This window comes from Janthinobacterium agaricidamnosum NBRC 102515 = DSM 9628, from assembly GCF_000723165.1.
GTDB classification, from domain to species: domain Bacteria; phylum Pseudomonadota; class Gammaproteobacteria; order Burkholderiales; family Burkholderiaceae_D; genus Janthinobacterium; species Janthinobacterium agaricidamnosum.
This window is the reverse complement of record NZ_HG322949.1, coordinates 5,478,346-5,495,410: the sequence shown is the minus strand read 5'-3', so window position 1 is coordinate 5,495,410 and position 17,065 is coordinate 5,478,346. Positions and strand designations below refer to the sequence as shown.

General features: G+C 62.2%; 16 protein-coding genes. 9 read left to right on the top strand and 7 right to left on the bottom strand.

Going from position 1 to position 17,065, the window contains the following annotated elements; all coding sequences use genetic code 11:
• Nucleotides 1-9 precede the first annotated feature (9 nt).
• On the top strand, nt 10-303 hold the full coding sequence (locus GJA_RS23780; RefSeq protein WP_038497400.1) for a 2Fe-2S iron-sulfur cluster-binding protein: 294 nt from the start codon (nt 10-12) through the stop codon (nt 301-303).
• On the opposite strand, the gene GJA_RS23775 is transcribed toward GJA_RS23780, so the two are convergent.
• Complete coding sequence (locus GJA_RS23775) at nt 294-1,259, bottom strand: AraC family transcriptional regulator (protein WP_051781287.1); 966 nt, start codon at nt 1,257-1,259, stop codon at nt 294-296. The two genes, GJA_RS23780 and GJA_RS23775, sit on opposite strands and share 10 nt — an antisense overlap.
• Before the next feature lie 128 nt (nt 1,260-1,387).
• Between GJA_RS23775 and GJA_RS23770 the strand changes: the two genes are divergently transcribed.
• Nucleotides 1,388-1,921, top strand: coding sequence for a carboxymuconolactone decarboxylase family protein (locus GJA_RS23770; RefSeq protein WP_038500951.1), 534 nt, complete (start codon nt 1,388-1,390; stop codon nt 1,919-1,921).
• On the opposite strand, the gene GJA_RS23765 is transcribed toward GJA_RS23770, so the two are convergent.
• Together GJA_RS23765 and GJA_RS23760 are read right to left on the bottom strand one after the other, a co-directional pair.
• Complete coding sequence (locus GJA_RS23765) at nt 1,918-2,229, bottom strand: hypothetical protein (RefSeq protein WP_051781286.1); 312 nt, start codon at nt 2,227-2,229, stop codon at nt 1,918-1,920. The two genes, GJA_RS23770 and GJA_RS23765, sit on opposite strands and share 4 nt — an antisense overlap.
• A 65-nt stretch (nt 2,230-2,294) precedes the next feature.
• Entirely contained in the window at nt 2,295-2,909 is a 615-nt protein-coding gene (locus GJA_RS23760; protein WP_038497397.1) for a TetR/AcrR family transcriptional regulator, read from the bottom strand.
• A 157-nt stretch (nt 2,910-3,066) separates the two neighbouring features.
• Between GJA_RS23760 and GJA_RS23755 the strand changes: the two genes are divergently transcribed.
• A complete protein-coding gene (locus tag GJA_RS23755) occupies nt 3,067-4,116 on the top strand; it encodes an MBL fold metallo-hydrolase (protein WP_051781285.1) in 1,050 nt (349 codons plus the stop codon).
• Here the strand turns inward: GJA_RS23755 and GJA_RS23750 are convergent.
• Nucleotides 4,100-4,462 (bottom strand): hypothetical protein, encoded by a 363-nt coding sequence (locus tag GJA_RS23750; protein ID WP_051781284.1) that lies wholly within the window; start codon nt 4,460-4,462, stop codon nt 4,100-4,102. The two genes, GJA_RS23755 and GJA_RS23750, sit on opposite strands and share 17 nt — an antisense overlap.
• A gap of 452 nt (nt 4,463-4,914) precedes the next feature.
• Here GJA_RS23750 and GJA_RS23745 point away from each other — a divergent pair, with 452 nt between their 5' ends.
• Nucleotides 4,915-5,925: a substrate-binding domain-containing protein gene (locus GJA_RS23745; RefSeq protein WP_038497394.1), complete on the top strand. Its 1,011-nt coding sequence runs from the start codon at nt 4,915-4,917 to the stop codon at nt 5,923-5,925.
• 31 nt (nt 5,926-5,956) lie between these two features.
• Here GJA_RS23745 and GJA_RS23740 read toward each other — a convergent pair whose 3' ends face one another.
• Nucleotides 5,957-9,544, bottom strand: coding sequence for an indolepyruvate ferredoxin oxidoreductase family protein (locus tag GJA_RS23740; protein WP_051781283.1), 3,588 nt, complete (start codon nt 9,542-9,544; stop codon nt 5,957-5,959).
• Nucleotides 9,545-9,843: 299 nt separating this feature from the next.
• Complete coding sequence (locus tag GJA_RS23735; RefSeq protein WP_038497391.1) at nt 9,844-10,812, bottom strand: LysR substrate-binding domain-containing protein; 969 nt, start codon at nt 10,810-10,812, stop codon at nt 9,844-9,846.
• Between the two features lie 177 nt (nt 10,813-10,989).
• Here GJA_RS23735 and GJA_RS23730 point away from each other — a divergent pair, with 177 nt between their 5' ends.
• Nucleotides 10,990-12,210 (top strand): HD-GYP domain-containing protein, encoded by a 1,221-nt coding sequence (locus GJA_RS23730; RefSeq protein ID WP_038497388.1) that lies wholly within the window; start codon nt 10,990-10,992, stop codon nt 12,208-12,210.
• Between the two features lie 9 nt (nt 12,211-12,219).
• Here the strand turns inward: GJA_RS23730 and GJA_RS23725 are convergent, their stop codons facing one another.
• Nucleotides 12,220-13,269, bottom strand: a complete 1,050-nt coding sequence (locus GJA_RS23725; protein ID WP_038497386.1) for a GGDEF domain-containing protein — start codon at nt 13,267-13,269, stop codon at nt 12,220-12,222.
• Nucleotides 13,270-13,750: 481 nt separating this feature from the next.
• On the opposite strand from GJA_RS23725, the gene GJA_RS23720 reads away from it, so the two are divergent.
• From GJA_RS23720 to cpaB, 4 genes are all read left to right on the top strand, one after another.
• Nucleotides 13,751-13,933 carry a Flp family type IVb pilin gene (locus GJA_RS23720; RefSeq protein ID WP_038497383.1) on the top strand — a complete coding sequence of 61 codons (183 nt, stop codon included), beginning with the start codon at nt 13,751-13,753 and terminating at the stop codon, nt 13,931-13,933.
• A gap of 102 nt (nt 13,934-14,035) precedes the next feature.
• Nucleotides 14,036-14,584 (top strand): A24 family peptidase, encoded by a 549-nt coding sequence (locus tag GJA_RS23715; RefSeq protein WP_242404616.1) that lies wholly within the window; start codon nt 14,036-14,038, stop codon nt 14,582-14,584.
• Nucleotides 14,585-14,735: 151 nt separating this feature from the next.
• On the top strand, nt 14,736-16,184 hold the full coding sequence (locus GJA_RS23710) for an ATP-binding protein (protein WP_051781282.1): 1,449 nt from the start codon (nt 14,736-14,738) through the stop codon (nt 16,182-16,184).
• Nucleotides 16,181-17,041 (top strand): Flp pilus assembly protein CpaB, encoded by an 861-nt coding sequence (gene cpaB / locus GJA_RS23705; RefSeq protein WP_038497380.1) that lies wholly within the window; start codon nt 16,181-16,183, stop codon nt 17,039-17,041. Before GJA_RS23710 ends, cpaB begins: the two co-directional genes overlap by 4 nt.
• Nucleotides 17,042-17,065: the final 24 nt, after the last annotated feature.

Sequence of the window (17,065 nt, the reverse complement as noted above, 5' to 3'; positions counted from 1 at the left end):
ACTGGGCGCATGAACCCGCCTTTTACCGTCAAAATCATGCCGCAAGAATGGGAATTCGACGCGGCTGCCGATGTGTCGCTGCTGGTCGCCGCCGAGCGCGCCGGCCTGCGGCTGCCCAGTTCTTGCCGCAACGGCAGCTGCCGCACCTGCTTGTGCCGCATGGTGTCGGGCCAGGTCCATTACCGCATCGAATGGCCCGGTCTTAGCCGCGAAGAAAAGCAGGAGGGGTATATCTTGCCGTGCGTGGCGCTGGCCGATAGCGACCTGGTGCTGGAGGCGACGGCACGGCGCCGTCATCCTTGAGTATCGGCAATTGTATCGGCAATTGGCGTGCCGGCAACCGGCTGATAGGCATGGCGCCGGTACTGGCCGGGCCCGATGCCGAATACACGCTTGAAGACGCGGTTGAACGCCGCTTCCGATTGATAACCGACCCGTTCGCCGATCTCGGCCACGGGGCGTTTTTCCTGGCGCAGCCATGCCGCGGCCTGGGCCATGCGCAATTGCATCAGCAGCGCGGCCGGCGTGGTGCCGGCCACTTGCCGGAACACCCTGGCGAAGGTGGCGCGCGACATGAAACAGGCGGCCGCCAATTGCTCCAGCGTCCAGGCCTGCTGCGGCGCCGCCAGCATGCCGTGCAGCGCCGGCTGCAAGCGCGGTTCGGCCAGCGCCGCGAACCAGCCCGGCTGGGCCGGCGCCTGTTCCAGCCAGGCCCGCATCAGCAAGGCGAACAGCGCCGACGACAGTTGCGCCACCACGGCGGCGGCGCCGGGGCGCGGCGTGTCGGTTTCCAGCCGCAGCATGGTCATCAGCGTGTGCAGCCCGGTAAAATCGGGCCGTTCGGCGGTGCGCACCAGCATTACTTCCGGCAACGCTTTGAGCAAGCCCGTCGCGGCGTGGCGATCGAATTCGAACTGGCCGCACAGCAAGCCGGTAGCGGGCCCGGCGCCATCGTTGCCGACCGCTTGCAGCACATGCTGGCCGTCCAGCGGACGCGGCGGCGATACGTTTCCGGTATCGCCGGTAAACAAGCGGTGCGCGTCGCCATGCGGAAACACAATGATGTCGCCGGCCTGCAAGGCCAGGCCTTTTTTTCCGCCGGCATCGAGCCATGCGCGACCTTCGACGACCAGGTGATACGGCGCAATGCCGGGCGCGACGGCGTCATGGTCGAGCAGCCATGGCGCGCCGAAGTGGCAGCGCACATCCAGCGCGGTGCGCATAGTGTACAGCGATAACAGGCGGCTGAGGGTATCCATATTGTGTTCCGGTGAGACGATAAGGCAAATTATAGATTATTTCTGGAATTAAAAGAATCATGCTGGTGGCCTACACTGCTTTCCATGCCAGCGTTTTTGCTGCCAACTATCTCTTGAAAGGAATTATCATGACCCGTCTTTATCAGCAGCCTGTTGCCGAAGCCACCGGCAAGGCCGCCCAATTATTCAGCGTCATCAAGGGCGCGGTCGGCATGGTGCCGAATGCGTATGCCAATATCGGCAACAATAGCCCGCTGGCACTGGAAGCGGCGTTGACGCTGGATGGCGTGCTGCGCAAAAGCAGCTTGTCGGGCAAGCAACTGGAAATCGTCAAGCTGGCCGTCAGCGAAGTCGCGGGCTGCGATTATTGCCTGGCCGCGCATACCTTGTTTGGCAAGAAGGCGGGGCTGAGCAAGGAAGCGATGCTCGCCTTGCGTCAAGGCGCCGCCAGCGGCGACGCGGCTGACGATGCGCTGGCGGCATTTGCGCGCAGCCTGGTATCGACCCGCGGCGCGGTGGCGCCGCAAGTGGTGGAGGCGGTGCGGGCGGCCGGATTTTCAGATCAGCAAATCGTCGATACCTTGCTGGCCATCAGCGCGATCACGTTCACCAATTTGTTTAACCGGGTTAATGATACCGTGCTGGATTTCCCCGCCGTTTAACCGTCACGCGCGCCGCGCAGGCGCTGCAGCAGCGCTTCCACGCTGTCGCTCATCGGCAAGCCGTGCCTGCGCAGCAATTGCACATGCAACACGAGGTTTTCCAGCACCAGCTTGGCGGCGACCGCGAGTAGCGCCAGGTGGCGGTCTTCCTCGCTAAAACTTTCCATCGCCGCCGCCATGTCGCACAGGTGGTTGGCGATCAGGCCGCGTAATTCCTGTTCGTCGAAGGGCAGGTCGGCAAAGTCGATCGGATCGGACAGTTCCACTTCCTGCATCAAAATCGCGAGTTGTTCCGGGGTAATCGACATCAGGCGGCTCCGTTGATCGAGACGGCCTTATTGTAAGGGATGCAACGGCGATCCGGGGTGTTTCTCTAGGTCGACACCGCGTAATACGCCAGGAACATGCCAATCGCGGTGCTGCAGATCCGCTGCTGGTCCGCTTCGTTGAGCGATGGCTGGCCCATGGTCACCTGCGGCCAGAACGCAAAGGTTTTCAGCTGCCCCAGCAATAACTGGCCGGCGAACTGCGGATCGCCGGCTTTCAAACGGCCGTCTTGCTGCGCGGCCCGTATCCAGGTGGTCAGGCCGGCTTCCTTGTCGCCCAGCTTGGCGACCACGGCATGCGCCCGCTCGGGCGCATGGATGGCTTCGGCGATCGCCACCCGCGCCAGGTCGAGGAAATTGGCGTCTCCCATCATCTGCATTTTCTGCTGCATCAATACCATCAATTGCTGGTCCAGCGGCTGTGCCGGCAAATACGGTATCGGCGGCTGCGCCGTGCTGCTTTCCCACAATTTCAACAGGATGGCGGCGAATAATTCATCCTTGCTGGGAAAGTGGTTGTACACCGTGCGCTTGGATACGGCGGCGGTGGCGGCGATCTTGTCCATGCTGGTCGCCTCAAACCCATGCTCGCGAAATTCGGCGATGGCGGCATCGACGATAGCGAGCCGTTTGCGGTCGGTCAGACGTTGTGGTGAGGGCATGATCTTGAATTCCGTAATAAAGAAACTATTTTACACCCGGTAGTTTACTTATCTTTCATTTAGAACTACACTGTGTAGTATACATTTTAGGTATTATAAACAGCTTTGCATCCAGCGCCGCGGTTTTTCTGGCGCTCTCGAAGGAGTCTTGACCATCATGAGTTCTTACATCGCCAGCGCCGGCCAGCCGGCGCACTATGCATCGTCGCAGCAGCATGGCGGCAAATTCCGCAATCCGGTCGCCATGCAGAAGTTGAGTCTCGGCAAGACCTTGAAGCTGCTGTTGACCGTGTTTTTCAACAAACCGGCCAGTACCGTGCCGGCCCAGCCGGTGCCGGTGCATGCGCTGAGCCAGGCGCAATTGCTGGCGGCGCCGGACAATACCCTGTTTCGTCTCGGCCATTCGACGCTGCTGCTGAAATTGAGCGGCCACTTCTGGCTGACCGATCCGGTCTTTTCCGAACGGGCATCGCCGGTGCAATGGGCTGGCCCGAAACGTTTCCACCAGCCGCCGATCAGCATCGAAGACTTGCCTCCAATTAAGGGCGTGATTTTGTCGCACGACCATTACGACCATCTCGACCATGCGGCGGTGCTGAAGCTGGCAAGCAAGACCGAGCATTTCCTGACCCCGCTGGGCGTCGGTCACACCCTCATCAAATGGGGCGTGCCAGCGAGCAAGGTGCAGCAATTCGACTGGTGGCAATCGGTCACCATCGGCACTACCCGGCTGGTGGCGACGCCGTCGCAGCATTTTTCCGGCCGTGGCTTGTTTAACGGTAATGAAACGCTGTGGGCTTCCTGGGTCATCGAAGACCAGGACTTGCGGGTGTTTTTCAGTGGCGATTCCGGCTATTTCGACGGCTTCAAGTCCATCGGCGAACAATACGGGCCGTTCGACGTCACCATGGTCGAAACCGGCGCCTACGATAAATTATGGCCGGACGTGCATATGCAGCCGGAACAAACCTTGCAGGCGCATCTGGACTTGAAAGGGAAGTGGCTGATGCCGGTGCATAACGGTACTTTTGACCTGGGCTTGCATGCATGGCATGAACCGTTCGACCGGATTAGCGGCCTGGCGGCCAGGCAGGGGGTGCCGATCACGACGCCGGAAATGGGCCAGGCGGTCGATTTGAAACAGCCGCATCCCGGCGAAAAATGGTGGTTGAAAGTGCTGGAAGCGGAATTTACGCAGTCACGTTGATCAAGCGGCCGATGGTTTGTCCCTGGGCATTGATCTGCGGCTGATGATTTAAAAAGTTGCTGGCCACGACTTGCTGCGTCGGCACCGGGATTTGAATTGCCTGGCTGGTATTGACCGGCTTGGGCGTCGCCGCAGCAGCAGCCTCGCTTTGTCCGGCTTGCCGGCTTTGCTGCTGGGCCTGGCGAACTTGCTCCTGATCCCTATCGAGTTGCAAGCGACTTTGCGCCAGGCGGTCACTGTCTTGCTGAACCTGATTCTGTCCTTGCTGGACTTTTCTTTCTGCGAACGCAATGGTCGATTGCAGACTGCTGACCGACGTCAGCGAAGCCAGGGAGGCCATGATCATCACCTATCAGAGTGGTTTGCGCTAAATCAAGTTAATGTCAGATTAGGACAACTCATGTCCAAATGCTAGTAATGCTTGTGTTTTATTGATAATTTTTATCAATTTTTACTTGCAACAATGTATTAAATATCACTTGAATGGCTGTTTTTGCTGCATGTGAGCGCTTGCTTCCATGTCCTGGCCCTATTTCTTTTCTTCTTTACTCTTCCCGATATTAAGGCAAACCGGCGTTGCCAGTCGCGCGCTTGCCTGGACGCCCTTGTATCGCCGCGATACGCCCCCATTACCGGAAGATTGCCTGATTCCGCGGCCAGTTTGCAGCCTATGTCAACTGTTGTTTTCCTACCAAACTCTCCGTCCGCAAGCGCTAGGCTAACTGATGGGGTCGGCTATAATCTTCGACCGGAATTAGTTTTTTCATCACACAAAGTAACTATCCAGATTGAGCGATCATGAATCTCAAGAGCCTCGCAATTGCACTCGGCATGTCGAAGACGACAGTGAGCCGGGCATTGAACGGCTATCCGGAAGTCAATTCCCGCACCCGTGAAAAAGTGCTGGCGCTGGCCAAGAAGGTGGGCTACCGGGCCAATCCGATGGCGCGCAGCCTGGCGGTCGGACGCACCAATGTGTTCGGCATGATATGCCCGATGTTGCCGAGCGACCTAGGCGACGCGATGATGCTGGCGCTGGTGGGCGGTATTTCGGAGCGCCTGGAAGCGTCGAAAATGAATTTGATCATCGCGCCGGTGTCGCCCCATAACGAGCAAGCCACGTATGAACAACTGGTCAGCGGGCGCCAGGTCGATGGCGTGGTGGTGGGCCGCACGCTGGTCAACGATGAACGCATCGCCTGCCTGAGCCGGGCCGGTTTTCCGTTTGTCGCGCATGGCCGGACCCGCATCGACACACCCTATGCGTGGTTCGACTACGACGACGAAAGCGGCATCCGGCTCGGGCTGGAACGCTTGCTGAACCTGGGCCACCAGCGCATCGCCCTGATCAGCGCGCCGCTGGTCCTCAATTTCGCCCATCAGCGCAAGGCCGCTTTCATGCAACTGATGGCGCTGGCCGGCCTGACCCCGGACCCGTGCCACCTGATCGACAATGCGCTGGACCGGCGCAGCGGCTACCAGGCGATGCAGCAATTGCTGGCCTGTTCGCCACGGCCGACGGCGGTCATCGTCGACAACCATTTGTCCGGCGTCGGCGCGGTGCGCGCCTTGCTCGACGCCGGCATCGTGATCGGCCATGAAATGTCGGTGATCGTCTGGGGCAGCGTCGAAGATGCGCTGATCGGCTCGAACGTGACCACCATCGACTTGCCGGAACCGCGCCGCGCCGGCGCCAGGATGGTCGATATGCTGCAAGCGCTGCTGGGCGGCACGCCGCCGGATGAGCTGCAAGTGCTGTGGCAGCCGGTGTTGTTGCCGGGCGGGACGGTGGGGCGCTGCGGGGTGTAACGCCGCAGCGATCCTCTTCCCCGGCGCGCGATCAAGCCGCGTGCTGATGCCCGTCGGCCAGCGCCGCCAGCAAACGCGCCTTGTCGGCGTGGAAGGCGGCGACGGCTTTTTCCTTGACATGCCCGAAGCCGCGTATCTTCTCCGGCAAGTTCGCCAGCTCGACTATTTGCTCATGGTTGTGCGCCGTCAGCCGATCCAGCAGCGCTTCGACCATGCCGCGGTATTCGACGATCAGGGCGCGCTCCATCTTGCGCTCCGCCGTATGGCCGAAGATGTCGAACATGCCGCCGCGCAGTCCCTTGAACTTGGCCAGCAGCGTGAAGGCGCGCCACATCCACGAACCGAATTCCGCTTTGATCAAGTGGCCGCCGGCATCCTTTTTGGCCCATAGCGGCGGCGCCAGGTTGAATTTGACGGAAAAAGCACCATCGAACTGCTGCTTCAACTGTTCGGCAAAACGCCCGTCGGTGTATAGCCGCGCCACTTCGTATTCATCCTTGTAGGCCATCAGCTTGAAGTGGCATTTCGCCACCGCCAGCGTCAATTGCCGGCCCAGTCCGAGACCGGTTTCCACCGCGCGCACCCGCGCCACCAGCGTGTCGTAGGCGGCGGCATAGGCCGCGTCCTGGTAGCCGCTCAGGAAGGCGACCCGCTGCCTGATCATGCTGTCGAGGTTGTGCGGCATGTGCACCACGATGGCCTGGGCCGGCATGGCGATTTTTTCGACCCGCGCCAGGTCGACCGCAGCGCGCCGGCCCCACAGGAAGCTGCGCTGGTTCGCCGCGACACCGACGCCGTTCAATTCGATCGCCCGCAGCAGCGCGGCCTCGCCCAGCGGGATGCGGCCTTTTTGCCACGCGTAGCCGAGCATGAACAGGTTGGCGGCGATCGAGTCGCCCATCAGCGCGGTGGCCAGTCTGGTGGCGTCGATGAAGTCGGCCGCCGGTGCGCCGACCGATTCCTCGATCAGCGCGCGCACCTCGGCGGCCGGATATTGCCAGTCGGCGTTCTGGGCGAAGGTGCCGGGCGGCTGCTGGTGCAGGTTGATCACGGCAGCAGTGCGTGCCGGCCGCATTTTCGAGATCGCATCCTGCGCGCCGGCGGTCAGCATGTCGCAGCCGAGTATCAGGTCGGCTTCGCCGGTGGCGATGCGCTGGGCGCGGATGTGCGCCGGCGATCTGGCGATCTTGACGTGCGACGTCACCGAACCGTTTTTCTGCGACATGCCGGTCATGTCCAGTACCGACACGCCTTTGCCTTCCAGGTGCGCGGCCATGCCGACCAGCGCGCCGACGGTGATCACGCCAGTGCCGCCGATGCCGTTGATCAGGATGTTGTAGGGCGCGTCGCAGGATGGCAGCACCGGTTGCGGCAGGGGGCCGAAGGTGTCCTCCTGTTTGTCCCTGGCGACGCCGGTCTTGCTCTTCTTGAGCGTGCCGCCTTCGACCGTGACGAAGCTCGGGCAAAAGCCCTTGACGCAGGAATAATCCTTGTTGCACGACGATTGGTCGATGCTGCGCTTGCGGCCGAATTCGGTTTCCTTCGGCAGTATCGACACGCAGTTCGATTGCACGCCGCAATCGCCGCAACCTTCGCACACGGCTTCGTTGATGACCATGCGTCTGGCCGGGTCGGGGTAGGCGCCTTTCTTGCGGCGCCGGCGTTTTTCGGCGGCGCAGGTCTGGTCGTAGATCAGCACCGATACGCCTTCGACTGTGCGCAATTCGCGCTGCACCGCATCGATGTCCTTGCGGTCGTGCAGCGTCACGTGCGCCGGCAGGCTGGAGCGGTCGCGGTAGCGCGCCAGGTCTTCGGTCACCAGCGCGATGCGCCGTATGCCTTCGGCCGCCACTTGCTGCGCCATCATCGGCACGCTGATCTGGCCGTCGACCGGCTGGCCGCCGGTCATCGCCACCGCGTCGTTGTACAGGATCTTGTAGGTGATGTTGACCCTGGCCGCGACCGCCGCGCGGATCGCCAGGTAGCCGGAATGGAAATAGGTGCCGTCGCCGAGGTTCTGGAAGACATGCGGAACCTTGGAGAACGCGGCCTGGCCTATCCATGGCGCGCCTTCGCCGCCCATGTGGGTGGTCAGCTTGTTCATGTCCGGATAAATCGAGGTGGCCATCACGTGGCAGCCGATGCCGGCCAGCGCCAGGCTGCCGTCGGGCACCTTGGTCGAGGTATTGTGCGGGCAGCCGGAGCAATAGAAGGCTGGCCGGAAGGGCGTGCTGACGGCTTTCTTGAGCACCGCGTCCTTGGCGTCGAGGAAGGCCAGCCTGGCCTTGATCAAGTCGCAGGTGACGGCGTCGCTGATCAGCCGCGCGACCCGGCTGGCGATCACGCGCGCCACTTGCGACACCGAGAAATCGGCCTTGGACGTCAGCAGCCATTCGCCGCGCGGCGCCACCCATTCGCCTTTTTCATCGAACTTGCCGATCACCCGCGGGCGCACGTCGTCGCGCCAGTTGTACAGTTGCTCCTTCAACTGGTATTCGACGATCTGGCGCTTTTCCTCGACCACCAGGATTTCATCGAGGCCCTGGGCGAATTCGCGCACGCTGTCCGGTTCCAGCGGCCATGGCATGGCCACCTTGAACAGGCGCAGGCCGATTTCGGCCGCCATGGCTTCGTCGATGCCCAGTTCTTCCAGCGCTTCCAGCACGTCGAGGTAGGATTTGCCGGAAGCGATGATGCCGAGCCGCGCATGCGGGCTGTCGATGGTGGTGTGATTGAGCTTGTTTTCGCGCGCATACGCCAGCGCCGCATAGATTTTGTAATCCTGCATCAGCGCTTCCTGCTGGCGCGCCTGCTGGCCCAGCGCAATGCTGGACAGGCGCGCATTCAGGCCGCCTTCCGGCATGACGAAATCCTGCGGAATCCTGACCTGCACGCGGAATGGATCGGCGTCCACCGAGGCCGACGATTCGACCGTGTCGGCCAGCGCCTTGAACGCCACCGTGCAGCCGGAAAAGCGCGACATGGCCCAGCCGTGGATGCCCAGGTCCAGGTATTCCTGCACATTGCAGGGATACAGCAGCGGGATCATCGAGGCCGAAAACAAGTGGTCGGACTGGTGCGGCAGCGTCGACGAATATGCGCCATGGTCGTCGCCGGCCACCAGCAGCACGCCGCCCAGCCTGGCCGTGCCGGCGTGGTTCATATGCTTGAACACGTCGCCGCAGCGGTCCACGCCCGGTCCCTTGCCGTACCACATGGCGAACACGCCATCGTATCTGGCCGGGCCGATCAAGTCCACCTGTTGTGAACCCCAGACGGCGGTGGCGGCCAGGTCTTCATTGACGCCGGGAACAAATTGCACATGGTGCTTTTCCAGGTGCGGCCTGGCGTGCCACAGGTTTTCATCGAGGCCGCCCAGCGGCGAACCGCGGTAGCCGGAAATGAAGCCGGCCGTGTTCAGGCCGGCGGCCAGGTCGCGCTGGCGCTGCATCATCGGCAGGCGTACCAGCGCCTGGATGCCGGACAGGAAGATGGAACCGGAGGTGGCGCTGTATTTGTCGTCGAGGCTGACGCTGTTCAGGCGCGATGGCGAGGTGGATGGCAAGGCGCTGGCGTTTCTATCGAACGCTGCGGCGCCGTTTTCCGTGGTCACGGACATGGCTGTCTCCAAAAGGGTGTTTCAGATGACGTCTGCACAAAGCCGCGCCCGGTAAGGCGCGCCGTGTCCAGGCGGGATGGCCGCGGGTGGGCGGCAGGGCGCATGACTTTATTTTTAAAATAATGCGCCTTGAGTGTAGAGCGGGCGCGCAGGCGCGGCAAATAGGGTTTGCCGATGGGGGTATAAGGAAAAATGATGGCCCTTCCGGGCCACGGCTGTCGGCGGGCTCCTGCCGGCGTTTCAACAATGTGCGGCCATGCATCCAGCGCGGCACTATGGCAACGTTCAGTTCGCTGGCATCAAGACGGCGCGTCAGGGATTGCATGCGATGTCTGGTCTCCCAGCACCCGCGTCCCTGGCCAGTTGCCGTCGCGGCATAGTTGGTGGCTGACTTGCCGCACCAGCCGGCTGACCGCCGCCGCGGCATTGGTCAGCGGGATGTTCTTGGACGCGCATAACACCACCGTGCGCGACAACGCCGGGCTGTGGATCGCATGGCTGGACATCGCGCCGCGTTCGATTTCGCCCAGCAGCGGCGCGGCCGGCAAGATGGTGGCGCCCATGTCGGCCAGGATCGCCGATTTCAGGATCGCGATCGAGTTGATTTCAATCACCGCCGCCGGCGTCAGGCCGGCTTCGCGCGCGACGCGGTCGATATGCGGCCGCACGCCGTGCTGCAGGCCCGGCAGGATCAGCGTGGTGGCCAGCGCCTGGCGCAGGCTGACGCCATCCCGGGCCGGCGCAAACGCCGAATCGCTGCGGCAAATGAAGCGCATTTCTTCCTCGATCAGCGCGCTGGCGGCGAACGGCGTCAACTGCCCATCGTCGAACAGCACCGCCAGGTTCACTCTGCCCGACTTTAATTGCTCGTTCAGGTTGCCGGTCAATTCCTCGGTCAGTTGCAAGGTGATTTCCGGATAGTGCAGCCGCGCCGCCATCAGCAGCGGCAAGGCCAGCGCATTCGAGATACTGTGCGGCAAGCCCAATATGACGCTGCCGGACGGCCTGGCCGCCGACTGGACCACCGCCGATTTGGCGTCGGCCACCTGCTTCAGGATCGCCTGGGCGTGCTCGTAAAAGACCTTGCCGGCGTCGGTGCTGAGCACGCCCTGCGCCGAGCGGTGCAGCAATTGCACCCCCAGTTCCTGCTCCAGCTGGCGCAATTGCTGGGTCAGCGCCGGTTGCGCCACGTGCAGCACCAGCGCCGCGCGCGACAGCGAACCGTGATCGGCGATGGCGACAAAATAACGGAGTTGGCGCAGTTCCATGGAGAGGCGAGTAGCGTGGTGCCAGCGGTTTTTTCCGGTTGGCCAGGTGGATCTGTTGCGGTGGTGCTTCGTTTGCGCACCGCCGCCCGTCTAAAGATGAATTGATAAAGAAACTATTTGATATACTGATTCTAGCGTTTTCCTGCGCGGTGGCCTTTACATTTGTGGGATGCAAGCATGTTCAAGAAAGTCGATTCCTCACAGCTGAAAGTAGGCATGTATATCCATGACCTCAGTTGCGACTGGATGACGCATCCATTCGTGCGCAACCGTTTCTTGCTGCGCAGCGATGAGGAAATCCGCAAGATCGTGCATGCCGGCATACGCCAGGTGGTGATCGACAATACCAAGGGCATCGACGTGCCGCATGCGCCGACGCTGGCCGAAGCCAAGGCCGCGACCGAGCGCGAGCTGGAGAAAATCGCTTCCGCGCCCCGCGCGCCGCCCAAATTGGCGCTGGCCGAAGAGCTGACCCGCGCCACCCAGATCCGCAGCCAGGCGTCGTTCATGGTGCGCACCGTGATGGCGGACGTGCGTCTCGGCAAGGCGATCGAACTGGACCGCGTGCAGCCGATGGTGCAAGACATTACCGAGTCGATCTTGCGCAATCCGGGCGCGCTGGTCGGTTTGCTGCGCATCAAAACCAAGGACGATTACACCTTTTTGCACTCGGTCAGCGTGTGTGCGCTGCTGGTCGCTTTTTGCCGTTCGCGCGGCCTGGACCCGAAGCTGACGCATGAGGCGGGACTGGGTGGCTTGCTACATGATACCGGCAAGGCGCTGGTTCCAGACCATATCCTGAACAAATCGGGCCGGCTGACGCCGGAAGAATTCGACATCGTCAAGCGCCATCCGCAAGACGGTTATGAAATCCTGCGGCTGTCGCCGGAAATCGGCCCGGTGCCGCTCGACATCACGCTGCATCACCATGAACGGCGCGACGGCAGCGGTTATCCGGAGCGGCTGGTCGGCGACGACATCAGCGAACTGGCGCAGATGGCGGCGATCGTCGACGTCTACGATGCGATCACGGCCGACCGCTGTTATCACAAGGGCATGCCGGCGGCCGAAGCGCTGCGCAAGATTTATGAGTGGAGCAAGTTCCAGTTCAACCCGGTGTATGCGCAGGAATTCATGCGTTGCGTCGGCATCTATCCGGTCGGCACCATGGTGATGCTGGAATCGGGCCGGCTGGGCGTGGTGGTCGAGGCGCATGAAAGCAATTTGCTGGCGCCGAAGGTGAATGTGTTCTTCAGTACCAAGAGCAACGCCTACATCAAGCCGGAAACCGTGGACTTGTCGCGCGGTCTCGGTTTTGGCGGCGGCGACAAGATCGTCGGCCATGAATCGGCCGCCAAGTGGCAAGTCGATCCGATGCGTTTCCTGACGCTGGCCTGAGGTGGCCGCTCAGAAAAACTCGGCGGTGTCGTTCGATTCTATGGTGTGCAGCAAGCCGCCGCTGACCAGTTCGTCGTAATGGCAGGCCAGGTTGCGGCCGTGGCTCTTGGCGTAATACAGCGCCTGGTCGGCGCGGCCGAGGATGATCACCGGCGCCTCGTACGCATTGATGCTGACGAAACCGACGCTGACGGTGACCCGGCCCACTTGCGGGAATTCATGCGCTTCGACATCCATGCGGAAACGGTCGATGATCTTTTGCGCATTTTCCAGCGTCGTCGAGCGCAGCAGCACGACGAATTCCTCGCCGCCGAAGCGGAAGATGCGGTCTTGCGAACGGAACGACGTTTGCAGCAGGTTGGCGATCAGGATCAGCACTTCATCGCCGTACAGGTGGCCGAACTTGTCGTTGACCAGCTTGAAATGGTCGACGTCGACCACCGCCAGCCATTGCTTTTCGGTATCGGTATGATGGCGCCGCTCTTCCTCGCCCGCTTGCAGGGGCTTGCCGGGATCGGGGTCGGTGCGGCTTTGCAGGATCTTGCTGAGCTGGTCGTCGAAGGTCTTGCGGTTCAACAAGCCGGTGAGCGAATCGCGTTCGCTATAGTCGAGCAAGTTCTGGAAGTTGCGGTACACGCTGACGATGCCGCCGATGACCTGGATGGTGGCGCCGGTGTACGGCGTCGGGTTGACGATTTCAAGGCAGGTGGTGGCCTGGTCGCCGATCCAGATCGGCAGCCACAGCAGGTGGCGGCCGTCGGCGCAGACCATGTCGGCGCTCGCTTCGTGGCGCGCGATGCAGCCGGCCAGCGCCGGATAGGCCGACAGCGGTTCGCCCGGTACGGCGGGATCGGGATTGTCCTCCATGCGGGCCGGACTGCCGGACACGATGATGGCGCGCGAGCGCACGAACACCTGGCCGCGCACGGTGGTCAGCGCCAATACCCGGGTCTGCGACGCGGCGGCCAGTTCCTGGACCGCCGAGATCACCGAGATGTCGAGCATCGTATGATCACGGTGGCCGGTCATGTCCACCATGTGTTTCAGTAGGGAATCCATTGTCGTTCTCTGGAGAGTAGTCACACAAGTCGCCACACCGGTAGCCATACAAGCAGCATCGCACCCAGTTTAAGTTTGTCTGCGCCCATCAACAATCGCCCATCTAATGAAGCAAACCGCCTTTCCATTGAAGAGCAAGGCAGGATAATGTTTTTTTGCTTAATAGGCAATTATAGTGTGCAAATTTTCATTGAAATGCCCGCGTTTCTGGCGCCGCATCGGAAAAAGCATGATGCGTGGCGCGTGCCTGTATTGTGCACGCAACGCCCAGCCCGTGCTGTCGGGACTGTTTTACAGTATGCCTGTCATCCAAAAATTTCCCACATGAAAAACTTGTGTCAGGTCAAATTGTCGGATCATGGAAACCCTATAGTGTATCCAATGGCGCAGAAATTTACGGCAAGAAACATATTAGCAGGAATACGTCAAGTTTCACACCTGATTGCGCCAGGGACTTGTGATTCACTTTTGGGAGCTTGTGATGAAAACCTTTTTGTCGGCAGTGAAACAATTTGCAAACGATGAACAAGGTATTACGGCGATCGAATACGGCCTGATCGCGGCATTGATGGCAACCGCCATCACCGCCGGTTTCTTGCTGATCAAGACCAATCTGTTGGCGGTGCTGACGGATATTTCGACACATCTGACCACCACGCCTTAGACAGGCAGGCTCCCCGCCTGTCCCGGCCGACGGGGGGCTGTTCCCATATTCCGTTGTTTCCGCCGTTTCCCTTTTTGCTATTAGCCGGCAAGGACATCCACCATGACCGCCCGCCTGATGCTGGACCTGGCGCTGCTTGCCTGCGTCACCGTGGCCGCGGTCAGCGACCTGGCCTGGCGCAAGATCCCGAACCGCGTGGTGCTGGCCGGCTTGCTGGCCGCGCTGCCGCTGCACCTGCTCGATGGCGGCCTGCGCGGCTTGCCGGCCAGCTGGCTGGGCGGCGCGCTGACCGGTTTTTTCCTGTTTTTGCCGATGTATGCGATGCGCGGCATGGCCGCCGGCGACGTCAAATTGATGGCCATGGTGGGTGCGTTCAGCGGTCCGTGGCCGGCGTTGCTGATCTGTTTTGCGACCTTTGTCATCGGTGGCCTGATGGCCATCGCGATCGTGCTGTACCAGGGCCGCTGGCGCGCCTGCCTGCGCAATCTGCGGCTGTTGTTGTGGCCCTTGCTGATGCGCACCGCCGGTTTGCCGCTGGCGCCGACCTCGCTGGCGCCGGGCAGCAGCGTCGGCGGCATGCCGTATGGCCTGGCGATTGCGCTGGGGACGCTGCTGTGGCTGGGCTGGCGCTACCGGGAATTGTTTTTTTAGTCAGTATTGTTGCAGCAATGAGCAGTAATTCTTGCATACCTGCATTTTTTGCTTTGCATCAAGGGCCATCAGACAGCCGCCGATAAAATCGTTTTCGTGACCCCGGCGTTATTGCACCCGGATAGCCGCTCACCGGCATTGGAGAAGGCGCATGATCGATATCGACAAGCAGTTTTCCGCCGACAGCCTGACCGGCGTGTCGCGCGCCGCCGACGCTGGCGCCAGCCTGGGGCCGGGCGGCCCGAGCTGGATGCCGCCGCTGCCGCCGCAGCCGAAAAGCGTGCGCGAAACGGGGCTCGACAAGCAACTGCTGGTCGAATTGATCGCCAAGTCGCTGTTTATCGCCGGAAAAACCCATTTGCCCGTGCTGACCACTAAGTTGCGCCTGTCCATCAATGTGTTGCGCGAAGTGCTGGCCTTTATGGTGACCGAGCAATTGGCCGAAGTGGCGTGGCGCGGTGAATCCGATATCGATGTGCAATACCAACTGACCGGCGCCGGCAAGCAGCGCGCCGCCGGCTACCTGGAGCGCTGCGCCTATGCGGGACCGGCCCCGGTGCCGCTGGAAGCGTACCGCAGCATGGTGCAGCGCCAGTCCTGGCGGCATGAAGAGCAAGTGCGGATCGGCGCCGACGATCTGGCGGCGGTGCTGGGGGCCGACCATTTCGACGCCGCCACCCAGGCCTTGCTGGGCGCGGCGATGTATTCCAGCCGTTCGCTGATGCTGTACGGTCCGCCCGGCAGCGGCAAGACCACGCTGGCCGGCAAGCTGGGCCAGTTGCTGCACGGCCTGGTGGCGGTGCCGTATGCGGTGGTGGTCGGGCAGGAAATCATCCAGCTGTACGATACGGCGCTGCACTTGCCGCCGGCGCCGCAGCAGGTCAACCATGCGCGCCAGGCGCTGGAACGGCGCAGCCACGATATCCGCTGGGCCTTGTGCCAGCGGCCACTGGTGCGGCTGGGCGCGGAACTGGCCGAAGACATGCTGGAATTGCGCCACGACGCCTACAGCGGCTGTTACCACGCGCCGTCCCATTTCAAGGCCAATAACGGCATGCTGGTGATCGACGACCTGGGCCGCCAGCGCATCGCCATCCGCGACTTGCTGAACCGCTTCATGTTGCCGCTCGATGCGGGCCTGGACCAGTTCAGCCTGCGCGGCGGCCATAAATTCACCGTCCCCTTCGATGTCGTGCTGGTGTTCGCCACCAGCCTGGCGCCGCAATCGCTGCTCGACGCGTCCTTTTTGCGCCGTCTCGGCTACAAGATTCCGCTGGGCGCCTTGAGCGAGCACGCCTACCGCGCGCTGTTTCGCCAGCAATGCCGGGCCGCCAATATCGCCCTCGACGACAGTGCGCTGCATTATTTGCTGGAACAATTACATGCTCCCAGCGGGCGGCCGCTGTTGCCCAGCTATCCGCGCGCCTTGCTGGAGCGGATCGCCGACTTCGCCGGTTTTGCCGGCCTGGAACCGCGCCTCGACGCGGCGTCGCTGCAGCAAGCGTGGTCCAGCCTGTTCACCGATTGCGACGAAGTGCCGGCCGGCCGGCATGCCACGGCGTCCGCCGGGCCGCATCCGCTGTTTGAAAGCATCGTATGAAAAACCGCCGCGCATACGCGATGATGGCGCTGGCCGTCTTGCTGGGCCTGATGGCGGTGGTGCTGGCGTCGCACTGGCTGCTGCGCCAGAATTCGGCCGCGTCCGGCAAGATCGTGGTGGCCAGCGCCGACGTCAACCTGGGCCAGCGCCTGACGCCGGAATTGCTGCGCCTGTCGGATTGGCCGACCGACAGCTTGCCGGAAGGCGCATTGACCGATGTGCTGAAACTCAACGGGCGGGTCTTGAAAAGCAGTGTGCTGCGCGGCGAACCGCTGAGCGAAGCCAAGCTGGCCCCGCCCGGCACGCTGGGCGGCCTGTCGGCCCTGATTACCGAGGGCAAGCGCGCCATCACGGTGCGCGTCAACGACGTGATCGGCGTGGCCGGTTTCGCCTTGCCCGGCAATTACGTCGATATCCTGGTCAATACCCAGCAAGAGACCGGCAGCGAGGCGCGCGCGCGCAGCCGGGCAATTTCCAAGATCGTTCTGGAACGCATACTGGTGCTGGCGGTGGCGCAAGAAGTCGGGCGCGACGAAACCAAGCCCCGGGTGGTCAACGCGGTGACGCTGGAAGTGACCCCGGAGCAGGCCGAAAAACTGGACCTGGCGCGCAGCGTCGGCAGCCTGTCGCTGGCCTTGCGCAACCAGGTCGATCCGCAGCCGGGCGTGACCGGGGGCGCCACCAAGCTGAGCTTGCTGGGCGAACAGCCGGAGACCCCGGCCGAGCCGGCGGCAAGCGCCCCAACCGCCGCTGCGCCGGCTCCGCCGGTGGTGGTCAAGGCCCGGGTCGCCGGCGCCGCGCCGCGCCATTGCAGCGGCTTGATCGATGGCACGCGGTTGACGCGCGAGTGTTTTTAATGATTGCCGCGATGGGAACTTCAT

Coding starts and splice junctions, on each gene's coding strand:
- GJA_RS23745 (WP_038497394.1), top strand. CDS start 4,915: ATGAATCTCAAGAGCCTCGCAATTGCACTCGGCATGTCGAAGACGACA.
- GJA_RS23725 (WP_038497386.1), bottom strand. CDS start 13,269: ATGGATTCCCTACTGAAACACATGGTGGACATGACCGGCCACCGTGAT.
- GJA_RS23750 (WP_051781284.1), bottom strand. CDS start 4,462: ATGATCATGGCCTCCCTGGCTTCGCTGACGTCGGTCAGCAGTCTGCAA.
- GJA_RS23720 (WP_038497383.1), top strand. CDS start 13,751: ATGAAAACCTTTTTGTCGGCAGTGAAACAATTTGCAAACGATGAACAA.
- GJA_RS23730 (WP_038497388.1), top strand. CDS start 10,990: ATGTTCAAGAAAGTCGATTCCTCACAGCTGAAAGTAGGCATGTATATC.
- GJA_RS23775 (WP_051781287.1), bottom strand. CDS start 1,259: ATGGATACCCTCAGCCGCCTGTTATCGCTGTACACTATGCGCACCGCG.
- GJA_RS23770 (WP_038500951.1), top strand. CDS start 1,388: ATGACCCGTCTTTATCAGCAGCCTGTTGCCGAAGCCACCGGCAAGGCC.
- GJA_RS23715 (WP_242404616.1), top strand. CDS start 14,036: ATGACCGCCCGCCTGATGCTGGACCTGGCGCTGCTTGCCTGCGTCACC.
- GJA_RS23765 (WP_051781286.1), bottom strand. CDS start 2,229: ATGTCGATTACCCCGGAACAACTCGCGATTTTGATGCAGGAAGTGGAA.
- GJA_RS23740 (WP_051781283.1), bottom strand. CDS start 9,544: ATGTCCGTGACCACGGAAAACGGCGCCGCAGCGTTCGATAGAAACGCC.
- GJA_RS23760 (WP_038497397.1), bottom strand. CDS start 2,909: ATGCCCTCACCACAACGTCTGACCGACCGCAAACGGCTCGCTATCGTC.
- GJA_RS23780 (WP_038497400.1), top strand. CDS start 10: ATGAACCCGCCTTTTACCGTCAAAATCATGCCGCAAGAATGGGAATTC.
- cpaB (WP_038497380.1), top strand. CDS start 16,181: ATGAAAAACCGCCGCGCATACGCGATGATGGCGCTGGCCGTCTTGCTG.
- GJA_RS23710 (WP_051781282.1), top strand. CDS start 14,736: ATGATCGATATCGACAAGCAGTTTTCCGCCGACAGCCTGACCGGCGTG.
- GJA_RS23755 (WP_051781285.1), top strand. CDS start 3,067: ATGAGTTCTTACATCGCCAGCGCCGGCCAGCCGGCGCACTATGCATCG.
- GJA_RS23735 (WP_038497391.1), bottom strand. CDS start 10,812: ATGGAACTGCGCCAACTCCGTTATTTTGTCGCCATCGCCGATCACGGT.